The sequence below is a fragment of the Pseudomonas sp. A34-9 genome, from assembly GCF_029543085.1.
Classification (GTDB): domain Bacteria; phylum Pseudomonadota; class Gammaproteobacteria; order Pseudomonadales; family Pseudomonadaceae; genus Aquipseudomonas.
The window spans coordinates 4,161,984-4,176,806 of record NZ_CP119967.1 but is presented as its reverse complement, the minus strand read 5'-3'; the positions used below and the strand labels follow the sequence as shown (position 1 = coordinate 4,176,806).

The window sequence follows — 14,823 nt, the reverse complement described above, 5'->3', positions numbered from 1 at the left end:
GTCATGGCCACTGCCGAAAACACCCAAGCTCAAGGCAACACCCCGGACACCGGCAACCCGCGCAAACGCAAAGTCATGCTGTTGGTGCTGGCCGTTGTGGTTGCACTCGCCTGCGCCGGCGTCTGGGCGTATCACGAGTTCATCGGGCGCTTTAACGAAAGCACCGATGACGCCTACGTCAACGGTAACGTCGTGGAAATCACCCCGCTGGTGACCGGCACCGTGGTCAGCATCGGTGCTGACGATGGCGATCTGGTTCACGAAGGCCAGGTGCTGATCAACTTCGACCCGAACGACGCCGAAGTCGGCCTGCAAAGTGCGCAGGCGAAACTGGCGCGCACCGTGCGTCAGGTGCGCGGCTTGTACAGCAACGTTGATGGCATGAAAGCCCAGGTCAACGCGCAGCAGGCCGAAGTGCAGAAGGCTCAGGACAACTTCAACCGGCGGAAAAACCTTGCCGCTGGCGGGGCGATTTCTCAGGAAGAACTGTCCCACGCTCGCGATGATCTGACCTCGGCGCAAAACGCCCTGGCCAATGCCAAACAACAGCTGAAAACCACCAGCGCACTGGTCGATGACACCGTGGTGTCGTCGCACCCGGACGTGATGTCGGCGGCTGCCGATCTGCGCCAGGCTTACCTGACCAATGCCCGCAGTACCTTGATCGCGCCAGTGACCGGTTACGTGGCCAAACGCACCGTGCAACTCGGCCAGCGTGTGCAGCCGGGCACGGCGTTGATGGCGGTGATTCCGCTGGATCAACTGTGGATCGACGCCAACTTCAAGGAAACCCAACTGCGTGACATGCGCATCGGTCAGCCGGTCGACATCGAATCCGACATCTACGGCAGCGACGTTAAATACAGCGGCACCGTCGACAGCCTCGGTGCGGGTACCGGTAGCGCGTTTGCCTTGTTGCCGGCGCAGAATGCCACCGGTAACTGGATCAAGATTGTTCAGCGTGTGCCGGTGCGTATCCACATCAACGCCGAAGAACTGGCCAAGCACCCGCTGCGCGTCGGTCTGTCGACCAATGTTGAAGTGAATTTGCACGACCAGAGCGGTCCGGTGCTGGCGCAGCAACCGCCGCAAAAAGCCTCGTTCAGCACCAACGTCTACGACCGTCAACTGGCTGAAGCCGACGCGATGATTGCGCAGCTGATCCACGACAACAGCGCTGCGGTGAGCAAAACCGCGCAACGCTGAATCGTGACTTTGGCACTGCCCCTTGTGGGAGCGAGCTTGCTCGCGAAAGCGGAGTGTCATTCGCCGTTGATTTGTCTGGTACACCGCCTTCGCGAGCAAGCTCGCTCCCACAGGGGTCGCGGTGTTCATCAGCACGCGGCGTCAACTTGGTTTCATAGGATTCACAATGAGCAATAACGCCTCTTTCACGCCGCCCAGCCTGTTGCTCAGCACCATCGGCCTGTCGCTGGCGACGTTCATGCAAGTGCTCGACACCACCATCGCCAACGTGGCGCTGCCGACGATTTCCGGCAACCTGGGGGTGAGTTCGGAGCAGGGCACCTGGGTGATCACTTCGTTCGCCGTGAGCAACGCGATTGCGCTGCCGCTGACCGGTTGGCTCAGCCGCCGTTTCGGCGAAGTGAAGCTGTTCCTCTGGGCCACCATGCTGTTCGTGCTGGCCTCGTTTCTCTGCGGTATCTCGACGTCGATGCCGGAATTGATCGGCTTCCGCGTGCTGCAAGGCTTGGTCGCCGGGCCGTTGTACCCGATGACGCAAACCCTGTTGATCGCCGTGTATCCCCCCGCCAGGCGCGGCATGGCCCTGGCGTTGCTGGCGATGGTCACGGTGGTCGCGCCCATTGCCGGGCCGATTCTCGGTGGCTGGATTACCGACAGCTACAGCTGGCCGTGGATCTTCTTTATCAACGTACCGATCGGTATTTTCGCGGTGATGGTGGTGCGCTCGCAGCTGGCCAAACGTCCGGTGGAAACCAGCCGTCAGCCGATGGATTACGTCGGTCTGATCACACTGATCATCGGTGTTGGCGCCTTGCAGGTGATCCTCGACAAGGGCAATGATCTGGATTGGTTCGAGTCGAACTTCATCATCATCGGCGCGGCGATTTCGGTGATCGCCCTGGCCGTGTTCGTCATTTGGGAAATGACCGACCAGCATCCGGTGGTCAACCTGCGGCTGTTCGCCTACCGCAACTTCCGCATCGGCACGCTGGTGTTGGTGCTGGGTTACGCCGGGTTCTTCGGCATCAACCTGATCCTGCCACAATGGTTGCAGACGCAAATGGGCTACACCGCGACCTGGGCTGGTCTGGCGGTGGCGCCGATCGGCATTCTGCCGGTGCTGCTGTCGCCGTTTGTCGGCAAGTACGCGAACAAGTTCGACCTGCGTTTGCTGGCCGGGCTGGCGTTTCTGGCGATTGGCTTGAGCTGCTTCATGCGCGCCGGTTTCACCAACGAGGTGGACTTCCAGCACATCGCTTTGGTGCAGCTGTTCATGGGCATTGGCGTGGCGCTGTTCTTCATGCCGACCCTGAGCATCCTGATGTCGGATCTGCCGCCAAGCCAGATTGCCGATGGTGCCGGTCTTGCGACGTTCCTGCGGACGTTGGGCGGTAGTTTTGCGGCGTCGCTGACCACGTGGATCTGGATTCGTCGGGCCGATCAACATCATGCGTACATGAGTGAAAGCATCAGCACCTTCGAGCCGGCGACTCGTGAGACCTTGAATCATTTGGGCGGCGCGAGCCAATCGGCTTATGCGCAGATGGATCAGATTCTGACGAGCCAGGCGTACATGCTCTCCACCGTGGATTACTTCACGCTGTTGGGCTGGGGTTTTATGGGGTTGATTCTGATTGTGTGGCTGGCGAAGCCGCCGTTTGCTGCTAAGGCAGGGCCGGCGGCGTCCGGGCACTAAGGTCAAAAGCCCCTCACCCTAACCCTCTCCCAGGGGGAGAGGGGACTGACCGCGGGTTGCTTTCGAGGTACGCCGACCTGAGATATCGAGTCGAACTCAGGTCTTGAAAGCCATGAAGATCGGCTCCCTTTCCCCCTCGCCCCCCTGGGGGAGAGGGCTGGGGTGAGGGGGTAGCGATCTTCAGCCGTGCGGCAAAGCCAGCGGCGGGGCGAAGTCAAACGGTGCCAAGGCATACCCGCTCTCATCCACCTGCAACGCCCAACCCTGACGATCCCAATCCCCCAGCACAATGCGCTTCGCCGCCTGCTCACCGAGCTGCAGCTTGTGAATCGCCGGGCGGTGGGTGTGCCCGTGAATCAGGGTTTTCACGCCAAATGCCTGCATGATCCGCGGAATTTCCTCCGGCGTGACATCAACGATGTCATTGGCCTTCATCCGCGTCTGGGCCTTACTCTCGCTGCGCAGTTTGCGCGCCAGCTTATGACGGCTGCTCAGCGGCAGGTTGCGCAGGATGAACAGGGTGACCGGATTGCGCAGATAGCGACGCAGCTTCATATAGCCGACGTCGCGGGTGCAGAGGCTGTCGCCGTGCATCAACAGCACCGGCTCGCCATAAAACTGCACGACACTCGGGTCCTTCAATAGCGTACAGCCGGCCTGCTTGCAAAAGGCCTTGCCGAGCATGAAGTCGCGATTGCCGTGCATCAGAAAGATCGCCGTGCCGCTGTCGCTCAATTCGCGCAGGGCCTGGCAGATGGAGCGCTGGAAGGGTGTCATGGCGTCGTCGCCAATCCATGCTTCGAAGAAGTCGCCGAGGATGTACAACGCACTCGCCGAGCGGGCGCGTCCGGCGAGCAAATCCAGAAACGCCCGGGTAATGTCCGGGCGCTCCTCTTCCAGATGCAAGTCTGAAATCAGCAATATCACGCTTCGATGATCTCGGCTTTCTCGATGATCACGTCGTCTTTTGGCACGTCCTGGTGACCGGCCTTGGAGGTAGTGGCAACACCTTCGATCTTGTCGACAACCTCAGTGCCGGCAACCACTTTACCGAATACGGCGTAGCCCCAGCCCTGAGCGGTCTTGGCGGTGTGGTTGAGGAAGCTGTTGTTGGTGGCGTTGATGAAGAACTGCGCCGAGGCCGAATGCGGGTCCATGGTGCGAGCCATGGCCAGGGTGTACTTCTCGTTCTTCAGGCCGTTGTCGGCTTCGTTCTGAATGCTTGGGCGCTTGTCTTTCTTTTCTTGCATGCCAGGCTCGAAACCGCCGCCCTGGATCATGAAGCCCTTGATCACGCGGTGGAATACCACGTTCTCGTAGTGACCGTTTTTAACGTATTCGAGGAAGTTGGCAGCGGTGATCGGCGCTTTTTCCGCGTCCAGTTCGATGACGATGTCGCCGTAGTTGGTGGTCAGTTTGACTTGAGTCATGATCGCTACTCTTTATAAGGAATTCGTGGGTAATGGGACATTTCGGCCCGTTACCGGTTCAGCCCATGGGCCAAGGTGCGCAGTTTAGCGTGACAGGCGCGAATTTCGAGGCTGTTTTTCAATTCCCGGCGATTAAATGCGCTCCTTTATAGGCCGTGCTCTGTCAGCCCCTTGACAGCATCGGCTATGATAGCGGCTTTGTTTTGTCTGGCCCCCTCTGCGGCCGCGCACATGTAAGTCAAGGATCCTATGAGCAAGCCCACTGTCGACCCTACCTCGAATGCCAAGTCCGGCCCTGCCGTGCCGGTCAATTTCCTGCGGCCGATCATCCAGGCAGACCTGGACTCGGGCAAGCACACCCAGATCGTCACCCGTTTCCCGCCTGAGCCCAACGGCTACCTGCACATCGGCCACGCCAAGTCGATCTGCGTGAACTTCGGCCTTGCCCAGGAGTTCGGCGGCGTTACGCACCTGCGTTTCGACGACACCAACCCGGCCAAGGAAGACCAGGAATACATCGACGCGATCGAAGCTGACGTCAAATGGCTGGGCTTCGAGTGGTCCGGCGAAGTGCGCTACGCCTCGCAGTATTTCGACCAGTTGCACGACTGGGCGGTGGAGCTGATCAAGGCCGGCAAGGCCTACGTCGACGACCTGACCCCGGAGCAGGCCAAGGAATACCGTGGCAGTCTGACCGAGCCAGGCAAGAACAGCCCGTTCCGCGACCGTTCGGTAGAAGAGAACCTCGACTGGTTCGCCCGCATGCGTGCCGGTGAGTTCCCGGACGGCGCCCGCGTGCTGCGCGCGAAGATCGACATGGCCTCGCCGAACATGAACCTGCGTGACCCGATCATGTACCGCATCCGTCACGCGCATCACCACCAGACCGGTGACAAGTGGTGCATCTACCCGAACTACGACTTTACCCACGGTCAGTCGGACGCCATCGAAGGCATTACCCACTCGATCTGCACCCTGGAATTCGAAAGCCATCGTCCGCTGTACGAGTGGTTCCTCGACGCATTGCCAGTGCCAGCGCACCCGCGTCAGTACGAGTTCAGCCGTCTGAACCTCAACTACACCATCACCAGCAAGCGCAAGCTCAAGCAGCTTGTGGACGAGAAACACGTCAATGGCTGGGACGATCCGCGCATGTCCACGCTGTCGGGCTTCCGCCGCCGTGGTTACACGCCGGCGTCGATCCGCAACTTCTGCGACATGATCGGCACCAACCGTTCCGACGGTGTGGTCGACTTCGGCATGCTCGAGTTCAGCATCCGTCAGGACCTCGACGCGAACGCCCCACGTGCCATGTGCGTGCTGCGTCCGTTGAAAGTCGTGATCACCAACTACCCGCAAGACCAGGTCGAGAACCTCGAACTGCCGCGCCATCCTCAGAAAGAAGAACTCGGCGTGCGCAAGCTGCCGTTTGCCCGTGAAATCTACATCGACCGTGACGACTTCATGGAAGAGCCACCGAAGGGCTACAAGCGCCTGGAGCCGAATGGCGAAGTGCGTCTGCGCGGCAGCTACGTGATCCGTGCCGACGAAGCGATCAAGGACGCCGATGGCAACATCGTCGAACTGCGTTGCTCGTACGATCCGGAAACGCTGGGCAAGAACCCTGAAGGCCGCAAGGTCAAAGGCGTGATTCACTGGGTGCCGGCCGCGGCCAGCATCGAGTGCGAAGTGCGTCTGTACGATCGTCTGTTCCGCTCTCCGAACCCTGAGAAGGCTGAAGACAGCGCGAGTTTCCTCGACAACATCAACCCTGATTCGCTGCAGGTACTCACCGGTTGTCGTGCGGAGCCATCGCTTGGCAATGCACAGCCGGAAGACCGTTTCCAGTTCGAGCGCGAAGGCTACTTCGTTGCCGATTTGAAGGACTCGAAACCAGGTCAGCCGGTATTCAACCGTACCGTGACCCTGCGTGATTCGTGGGGCCAGTGATTCAGCGTCAAGGAAATTAAAAGTGCTGACGATTTACAACACGCTCACCAAGAGCAAAGAAGTCTTCAAGCCGCTCGATGGCAACAAGGTGCGCATGTACGTCTGCGGGATGACCGTGTACGACTACTGCCACCTCGGCCACGGCCGCAGCATGGTCGCGTTCGACCTGGTGACCCGCTGGTTGCGCTTCAGCGGTTACGACCTGACCTACGTGCGCAACATCACCGACATCGACGACAAGATCATCAACCGCGCCAACGAGAACGGTGAATCGTTCGAAGCGTTGACCGAGCGCATGATCGCCGCAATGCACGAAGACGAAGCGCGCCTGAACATCAAGAAGCCGGACATGGAACCGCGCGCCACGGATCACATTCCGGGCATGCACGCGATGATCCAGACCTTGATCGACAAGGGTTACGCCTACGCCCCGGGCAATGGCGACGTGTACTACCGCGTCGGCAAGTTCATGGGCTACGGCAAGCTGTCGCGCAAGAAGATCGAAGACCTGCGCATCGGTGCGCGGATCGAGGTCGATGAAGCCAAGGAAGATCCGCTGGACTTCGTCCTGTGGAAAGGCGTCAAGCCGGGCGAGCCAAGCTGGGAGTCGCCGTGGGGCGCCGGGCGTCCGGGCTGGCACATCGAGTGCTCGGTGATGTCCACCTGCTGCCTCGGTGAGACCTTCGATATTCATGGCGGCGGCAGCGACCTCGAGTTCCCGCACCACGAAAACGAAATCGCCCAGAGCGAAGCGGCCACCGGCAAGACCTACGCCAACGCGTGGATGCATTGCGGCATGATCCGTATCAATGGCGAGAAGATGTCCAAGTCCTTGAACAACTTCTTCACCATTCGCGACGTGCTCGACAAGTACCACCCGGAAGTCGTGCGTTACCTGCTGGTGTCGAGCCACTACCGCAGCGCGATCAACTACTCGGAAGATAACCTCAAGGACGCCAAGGGCGCACTGGAGCGTTTCTACCACGCGTTGAAAGGCCTGCCGACCGTGGCGCCGGCGGGCGGCGAAGCCTTCGTCGAGCGTTTCACCACGGTGATGAACGACGACTTCGGCACGCCGGAAGCCTGTGCGGTGCTGTTCGAGATGGTGCGTGAGATCAACCGTCTGCGTGAGAGCGATCTCGACGCAGCGGCGGGTCTGGCGGCACGTCTGAAAGAACTGGCGAGTGTGTTGGGTGTGTTGCAGCTCGAAGCCGATGACTTCCTGCAGGCCGGCGCCGAAGGGCGTGTCGATGCGGCTGAAGTGGATGCGCTGATTGCCGCGCGTCTGGCGGCGCGTGCGGGTAAGGATTGGGCTGAGTCCGATCGTATCCGTGATCAGCTGACGGCGATGGGCGTGGTGCTGGAAGACGGCAAGGGTGGCACGACCTGGCGTCTGGCTGACTGATGATCAGGGACGCAGAGCGTCCCGGGCTGCATTCCCACGCGGAGCGTGGGAACGATCAACAAAACCCGCCTTGTGCGGGTTTTTGTTTGGGCGCGTAAAAGAGCCCCTCACCCTAACCCTCTCCCAGAGGGAGAGGGGACTGAATGGGGGATGTTCGCGAGATACGCCGACTTGAACGATGTTTGCCGAATCCATAATCGACACAATCTGTCAGGTCGATGTACAACGCCAGTCACCTCGGTCGGCACCTTCTACCTCCGGGAGAGGGGACTGAATGGGGGATGTTCAAGAATACATCGACCTGAAAGTTTTTCTCCGAATCCATAATCGACACAATCTGTCAGGTCGATGTACAACGCCAGACACCTCGGTCGACTCCCTCTCCCTCCGGGAGAGGGCTGGGGTGAGGGTTGCTTTTGATGTTCGCGTAGGTCTTGATGTCGGCAACGCGTTCAGCGGGATGCTGAGCAGCGACGATTCTGGAAGGGAGACACCATGGCTAATCACTATCGCGAACTGCTAACAACGCCCGGCGCCACGGGGTTAGTGCTCGCGAGTTCTATTGCGCGGTTGCCGCAGGCAATGATCGGCATTGGCATCATCACCATGCTGGTTGAGCAAACCGGTGTGTACTGGCTGGCCGGTGCCGTCGCCGGTACGTTCACCCTCGCCAATGCGCTGCTCGGCCCGCACATCTCGAAACGGGTCGATCAACATGGCCAGAGTCGCGTGCTGCCTGTCGTCACGGCGTTCAGCATTGGCATGTTGCTGGCGCTGATCATCGCCGTCTATTTGCGTGCACCCGCCGCGTTGCTCTTCGTTCTGGCCGCGCTGGCGGGGACGATGCCGAGCATGCCGTCGATGATCCGCGCGCGCTGGACGCAGTTGTTCCGGGGCAAACCGCAATTGCATACGGCGTTCTCGCTGGACACGGTCCTCACCGAAATGGCTTACATCGTCGGTCCGCCACTGGCGATCGGCTTGAGCGTGAGTTTTTTCGCCGAGGCCGGGCCACTGGTCGCGGTCGGGTTGCTGGCCGTCGGAGTGACGGCGTTCCTCCTGCAACGCCAGACGGAACCCAAGGTTGTCGTGGGCCAGGCCAGCCATGGCGGCTCGACCTTGCTGATCCCCGGCGTTCGCACCATTGTCCTCGCGTTGTTGGCGATGGGCGTTATCGGTGGAGCAATCGATGTTGCCGTCGTGGCGTTCGCCAATGCGCAAGGCTGGCCAGCGTCGGCGACCTTTATCCTCGCCGCCTATGCGTTCGGTTCACTGGTGGCGGGCCTGACGTTCGGCGCGATGAGGGTTTCGCTGGCGATCGAAAAACAGTTCCTGATCGGGATCCTGGTCACGGCGTTCACCGGTGTATTGCCGATTTTTGCGGCGGATGTTTACGTCCTGTCAGGGACGCTGTTTATTGCCGGCATTTCGTTTGCGCCAACGATGGTCGTGGTCATGAAGCTGGGGACGATCATCATCCCGCCGTCGCGGATCACCGAAGGGCTGACGTGGATGACCACCGGCATCAGCATTGGCGTTGCGCTGGGCGGCATGCTGGCGGGGTTGGTTATCGATGCATACGGCGCGCGAGCGGGATTCGGCGTGGCGATTGGCGCAGGGTTGATGATGGTGGTGGTCGTGCTGGTGGGGTTGCGCACATTGGAGGCGGCTTCGGCTGTGCAGGTCGATCCGGAATTTTTGCCCTCACCCTAGCCCTCTCCCCCAGGAGAGGGGACTGAATGGCGGATGCTCACGAGATACACCGACCTGAGCGATTTGCACCGAATCCATAATCGCCACGATGTTTCAGGTCGATCTCCAGCGCCAGACACCTCGGTCAGCTCCCTCTCCTGGAGGAGAGGGATAGGCGGGCGGCGTTCCGATGAGGGGAGTGGGGTTCACTCAACCTTCAATCTGCCGCAACCGCTTGTAGAGAGTATTGCGGCTCACCCCAAGCCTGCGTGCCAGATGAGAAATATTCCCCCCGGCCGCCTTCAACTCCCGGTTCAACGCCTCAACATCATTTAAATCCAGGCCCAGCGGCTGCGCGCTCTCCACCGGCTCCATCTCCAGATCGACAAAAAAATCATCCGGCAAATGCTCAGGCCTTACCGGCTGTTCCTCGGCCATCGCCAGCGCCACCTGCATCACGCTGCTGACTTGGCGCAAATTCCCCGGCCATGGATGCCGTTCGAACAACTCCAGCACTTCACGACTCAATCCCGCCCATTGCGTCGGCTCACGATGCTGTTCCCATAACCGTTTGAACAACGCTTGTTTATCACTGCGCTCGCGCAGCGGTGGCAGTTCCAGCGTCAGCCCGCCAATGCGGTAGTACAAGTCCTCACGAAACCTGCCCAATTGCACCTGTTCGCGTAAAGATCGGTTAGTCGCCGAGATAATCCGCAAGTCCACCGGGAACAACTCGCTGCTGCCCACCGGCTGCACACAGCGCTCCTGCAACACCCGCAATAAACGCGCTTGCGTCGGCAGCGGCATGTCACCAATTTCATCAAGAAACAACGTGCCTTTATCAGCCTTGCGAATCAGGCCGATGCTGCCTTTCTGGTTGGCACCGGTGAACGCGCCTTTCTCGTAGCCGAATAGTTCCGACTCGACCAGTTCGGCGGGGATCGCCGCACAGTTCACGGCGATGAATGCCTGTTTGCTCCGTGAGCTGGCCTGATGCAGGGCTTTGACAAAGACTTCCTTGCCGACCCCGGTTTCGCCGTGGATCAGCAACGGAATGTCTTTCTCCAGTAACCGTTCCGCCTGCCGCACGGCTTTTTCAACGCGACTGTCGCCGAAGTGCAGAGTGTTGAGACTGATGGCGGTGGGCGCGGCAGTTTTCGGTTCAGCCGCAAAAACGCGCGGTTGAATCGACGCCTGTTTCGGCCGCTTCAACAAGCATTGAAAACGGTTACGCCCAGAGCTCTGCAAGGCAAACGGCAACCCGTCGGGCTGATTGATCAATTCCAGCAGCGCCACTTTGAACAGGCTCTCAACGCTGACACGCGACAAACGCACGCCGAGCAGATTATCGGCACGGCGATTGGCCGACAGCACTTGCCCGCTTTCATCAAAGATCAGCAACCCGGCCCACTGACTGTCGAGGTTGTTCAACCCGGTGTTGAAGGTCAGTTGAAAGTGCTGGCCATGGAACAGGTTGAGGATCAGCCGGTTCTCTACGGTCTGGCTCATCATCTTGACCATGCCCAGGGTGTGCGAGGGCGGCAGGTAGCTGTCGCTGGACACGTCGAGCACCGCGATCACCTTGCGCTCGGCGTCGAAAATCGGCGCGGCGGAACCGGTCATGAAGCGGTTGGCCTTGAGGAAATGTTCGTCGTGTTCGATGTGCACGGCTTGTTCACAGGCCAGTGCCGTGCCGATCGCGTTGGTGCCGCTGGTGCGCTCCACCCAGCTCGCCCCGGCCTGAAAGCCCCGTGCCAGATTCGGCTCGATAAAGCGTTGCGTGCCCCACGAGGTCAGGACTTGGCCCTGATTGTCGGCGAGCATGATCAGGCAGTTGGAATTGCTGAGGATGTTTTCGTAATAGGGCAGGACTTCCTGGTGCGTGGTCTGCACCAGTGAATGATGGCTGTCGAGCAACTGCGCAATGCCGGCGGCGGGCAACTGATCGAAGGCCGGCGTGCTCTGGTGATCGAGACCGAACGCGCGACAACGTTGCCAGGAAGTCTGGACGATCGCGTCGTGGGACAGCGGCGGGGCGGGTGCGGCCATGGCAGTGGGCCTCTGATGCAGCATTCTTATTATTTTTATGCGATCCCCTGTAGGAGCTGCCGAAGGCTGCGATCTTTTGACTTTGACTTTAAAAAACAAGATCAAAAGATCGCAGCCTTCGGCAGCTCCTACAGGGAGCGTGAGCAGTCCGTAGAGTGTTGTTCACTATTGTTCATTGTCAATCGCCCAACTGTTCAAATGTGTTCAGCAATGAACGCCCAATCCCCGCGCTTTCAACGATTTTCACGACAAATCAACCACTTGCCATTTCTGGCACGAAACTCGCTCCCGTGCACAGGTCGCTTGACTCCAATAATAAAAAGGCCGAGCCATGTCACTCACCCTGGAGCACGTCAGCCGTACCGTCGAGGGCCAGACCTGGATCGACGATGCGTGCCTGCAATTCGAACCCGGATCCTTCAACGTTTTGCTCGGCCGCACCCTGTCCGGCAAAACCAGCCTCATGCGTTTGATGGCCGGTCTGGATAAACCCGACAGCGGCCGCATCCTGATGAACGGCGTCGACGTCACCCAACGCCCGGTGCGCCTGCGCAACGTGTCGATGGTCTATCAACAGTTCATCAACTACCCGACCATGACCGTGTTCGAGAACATCGCCTCGCCGCTGCGCCAGGCCGGAGTGTCAAAAGACATCATCCATAGCAAAGTGCAGGAAACCGCGAAGATGCTGCGCATCGAGAAGTTTCTGCAGCGCTATCCGCTGGAACTCTCTGGCGGCCAACAGCAGCGCACCGCCATGGCCCGCGCGCTGGTCAAGGACGCCGAGCTGATTCTGTTCGATGAGCCGCTGGTCAACCTCGACTACAAACTGCGCGAAGAGCTGCGTCAGGAAATGCGCGAGCTGTTCAAGGCGCGCCACACCATCGCCATTTACGCCACCACCGAACCCAATGAAGCGCTGGCTCTCGGCGGGACCACGACGATTCTTCACGAGGGCCGGGTAATCCAGAGCGGCCCGTCGACCTCGGTTTACCACCAGCCGCAAACCGTGCTCGCCGCCGAATTGTTTTCCGAGCCGCCGATCAACCTGATGCCCGGGCGCATCGCCGGTAACGAAGTCAGTTTCGCCAACTTCGTGCACTTCCCGTTGAACGTCGATCTGCGCCCGGTGGGCGAGGGCGAGTTCCGCTTCGGTGTGCGCCCCAGCCACATCTCGCTGGTGCCGAGCAACGATGACGACCTCGAACTGGCCGTCACCGTTGAAGTCGCCGAAATCAGCGGCTCGGAAACCTTCCTGCACGTGCGCAACGAGCATTTCCTGCTGGTGCTGCACCTGCCCGGGGTTCACGAATACGACGTCGATGCGCCGATCCGCATTTACATCCCGACCCACAAACTGTTCGTTTTCGATGCGCAGGGCCGTCTGGTGCAAGCACCGGGCCGGCGCGTCGCGAGGGTTGCCTGATGGCCGAAATCCGTTTGCAACACCTCGCCCACAGCTACAGCAAAACCCCGAGCGGCGCGGAGGATTACGCGATCCGCGAAATGGACCACGTCTGGGAGCAGGGCGGCGCCTATGCCTTGCTCGGCCCGTCGGGTTGCGGCAAGTCGACCTTGCTCAACATCATTTCCGGCCTGCTCAGCCCCTCGCAGGGCCACGTGCTGTTCGACGGCAAAGCGGTCAACGACCTGACGCCGGAGAAGCGCAATATCGCCCAGGTTTTCCAGTTTCCGGTGGTCTACGACACCATGACCGTGTTCGATAACCTCGCCTTCCCGCTGCGCAATCAGGGCATGGCCGAGGCGAAAGTGCACAGCAAGGTGCAGGAAATTGCCGAAGTGCTCGACCTGCAAAACCTCTTGAGCAAGAAGGCGCGCAATCTCACCGCCGACGAAAAACAGAAAGTCTCGATGGGCCGTGGCCTGGTGCGTGACGACGTGTCGGCGATCCTCTTCGACGAACCGCTGACGGTGATCGACCCGCACCTGAAGTGGAAACTGCGGCGCAAGCTCAAGCAGATCCACGAGCAGTTCAACATCACCATGGTCTACGTCACCCACGATCAACTCGAGGCCTCGACCTTCGCCGACAAGATCGCGGTGATGTACGGCGGCCAGATCGTGCAGTTCGGCACGCCACGGGAATTGTTCGAGCGGCCGAGCCACACCTTTGTCGGCTACTTCATTGGCAGCCCCGGGATGAATCTGATCGAGGTGCAGCCACAACCCGGCGGCGTCGGTTTCGCCTCGACGCATCTGCCGTTGTCTGACGCCATGCAGCGCCATATCGAACACGGCCAGTGGAAAAATCTGAAGGTCGGCATCCGCCCCGAGTTTATTCACGTGTGGGACGAGCCGTTTGATGACGCGATGCAGGCAAAAGTCGTACACGTCGAAGACCTCGGCACCTACAAGATCATGACCCTCGACCTCGACGGCGCGCCGCTGAAAGTGCGCCTGGCCGAAGACAAACCGGTGCCGCAGGGCACCGCGTACATCAGTTTTCCGGCGCAGTGGCTGATGGTTTATGCCGATGAGTTTCTGCTCGAAGCCGACGAGGTGCAGCCATGAACAAGGTGCAGAACAACAAGGCCTGGTGGCTGGTATTGCCGGTGTTCCTGCTGGTGGCGTTCAGTGCGGTGATCCCGATGATGACGGTGGTCAACTATTCGGTGCAGGACATCTTCGACCAGTCCAGCCGCTACTTCGTCGGCGCTGACTGGTACAAACAGGTGCTGCTTGATCCGCGTCTGCATGACTCGCTGCTGCGTCAGTTCATCTACTCGGCGTGCGTGTTGCTGATCGAGATCCCGCTGGGTATTGCCGTTGCGCTGACCATGCCGACCAAGGGCCGCTGGTCGTCGGTGGTGCTGATCATTCTGGCGATTCCACTGCTGATCCCGTGGAACGTGGTTGGCACGATCTGGCAGATCTTCGGCCGTGCCGACATCGGTTTGCTCGGTTCCAGCCTCAACGCCATGGGTATCAGCTACAACTACGCGGCCAACACCATGGACGCCTGGGTGACGGTGCTGGTGATGGACGTCTGGCACTGGACTTCACTGGTAGCCTTGCTGTGTTTCTCTGGCTTACGCGCGATTCCCGACGTGTATTACCAGGCGGCGCGCATCGACCGCGCCTCGGCCTGGGCGGTGTTCCGCCACATTCAATTGCCCAAGCTGAAGAGCGTGCTGCTGATCGCGGTGATGCTGCGCTTCATGGACAGTTTCATGATCTACACCGAGCCGTTCGTGCTCACCGGCGGCGGGCCGGGCAATGCCACGACCTTCTTGAGTCAGACGTTGACGCAGATGGCTGTAGGGCAATTCGACCTCGGTCCGGCAGCGGCGTTTTCGCTGGTGTACTTCCTGATCATCCTGTTGGTGTCCTGGCTGTTCTACACCGCCATGACGCACTCCGACGCCAACCGTTGA

General features: G+C 60.0%; 11 protein-coding genes. 8 read left to right on the top strand and 3 right to left on the bottom strand.

The window, feature by feature from the left end:
* Window positions 1–3: 3 nt before the first annotated feature.
* Window positions 4–1,206 carry an HlyD family efflux transporter periplasmic adaptor subunit gene (locus tag P3G59_RS18570; protein WP_277758449.1) on the top strand — a complete coding sequence of 401 codons (1,203 nt, stop codon included), beginning with the start codon at window positions 4–6 and terminating at the stop codon, window positions 1,204–1,206.
* Window positions 1,207–1,372: 166 nt separating this feature from the next.
* Complete coding sequence (locus P3G59_RS18565) at window positions 1,373–2,902, top strand: DHA2 family efflux MFS transporter permease subunit (protein WP_277758448.1); 1,530 nt, start codon at window positions 1,373–1,375, stop codon at window positions 2,900–2,902.
* A gap of 180 nt (window positions 2,903–3,082) precedes the next feature.
* Here the strand turns inward: P3G59_RS18565 and lpxH are convergent, their stop codons facing one another.
* The gene (gene lpxH, locus P3G59_RS18560) at window positions 3,083–3,829 is read right to left on the bottom strand and encodes a UDP-2,3-diacylglucosamine diphosphatase (RefSeq protein ID WP_277758447.1); all 747 of its coding nucleotides are present in this window, start codon (window positions 3,827–3,829) and stop codon (window positions 3,083–3,085) included.
* A complete protein-coding gene (locus P3G59_RS18555) occupies window positions 3,826–4,332 on the bottom strand; it encodes a peptidylprolyl isomerase (RefSeq protein WP_025108967.1) in 507 nt (168 codons plus the stop codon). The genes lpxH and P3G59_RS18555 overlap by 4 nt, the downstream gene beginning before the upstream one ends.
* 249 nt (window positions 4,333–4,581) lie before the next feature.
* Here P3G59_RS18555 and P3G59_RS18550 point away from each other — a divergent pair, with 249 nt between their 5' ends.
* The 3 genes from P3G59_RS18550 to P3G59_RS18540 all read left to right on the top strand — a co-directional run bounded on the left by P3G59_RS18550 (window position 4,582) and on the right by P3G59_RS18540 (window position 9,400).
* On the top strand, window positions 4,582–6,282 hold the full coding sequence (locus tag P3G59_RS18550; RefSeq protein ID WP_277758446.1) for a glutamine--tRNA ligase/YqeY domain fusion protein: 1,701 nt from the start codon (window positions 4,582–4,584) through the stop codon (window positions 6,280–6,282).
* A gap of 22 nt (window positions 6,283–6,304) precedes the next feature.
* Window positions 6,305–7,687, top strand: coding sequence for a cysteine--tRNA ligase (cysS, locus tag P3G59_RS18545; RefSeq protein ID WP_277758445.1), 1,383 nt, complete (start codon window positions 6,305–6,307; stop codon window positions 7,685–7,687).
* 495 nt (window positions 7,688–8,182) lie between these two features.
* Window positions 8,183–9,400: an MFS transporter gene (locus tag P3G59_RS18540; RefSeq protein ID WP_277758444.1), complete on the top strand. Its 1,218-nt coding sequence runs from the start codon at window positions 8,183–8,185 to the stop codon at window positions 9,398–9,400.
* A gap of 189 nt (window positions 9,401–9,589) precedes the next feature.
* On the opposite strand, the gene P3G59_RS18535 is transcribed toward P3G59_RS18540, so the two are convergent.
* On the bottom strand, window positions 9,590–11,428 hold the full coding sequence (locus P3G59_RS18535) for a sigma-54-dependent Fis family transcriptional regulator (RefSeq protein WP_277758443.1): 1,839 nt from the start codon (window positions 11,426–11,428) through the stop codon (window positions 9,590–9,592).
* Between the two features lie 331 nt (window positions 11,429–11,759).
* Here P3G59_RS18535 and P3G59_RS18530 point away from each other — a divergent pair, with 331 nt between their 5' ends.
* The 3 genes from P3G59_RS18530 to P3G59_RS18520 are packed head-to-tail and all read left to right on the top strand — an operon-like array spanning window position 11,760 to window position 14,823.
* Complete coding sequence (locus P3G59_RS18530; protein WP_277758442.1) at window positions 11,760–12,854, top strand: ABC transporter ATP-binding protein; 1,095 nt, start codon at window positions 11,760–11,762, stop codon at window positions 12,852–12,854.
* Window positions 12,854–13,960, top strand: a complete 1,107-nt coding sequence (locus tag P3G59_RS18525; protein WP_277758441.1) for an ABC transporter ATP-binding protein — start codon at window positions 12,854–12,856, stop codon at window positions 13,958–13,960. Before P3G59_RS18530 ends, P3G59_RS18525 begins: the two co-directional genes overlap by 1 nt.
* A complete protein-coding gene (locus tag P3G59_RS18520) occupies window positions 13,957–14,823 on the top strand; it encodes a sugar ABC transporter permease (protein WP_007912484.1) in 867 nt (288 codons plus the stop codon). The genes P3G59_RS18525 and P3G59_RS18520 overlap by 4 nt, the downstream gene beginning before the upstream one ends.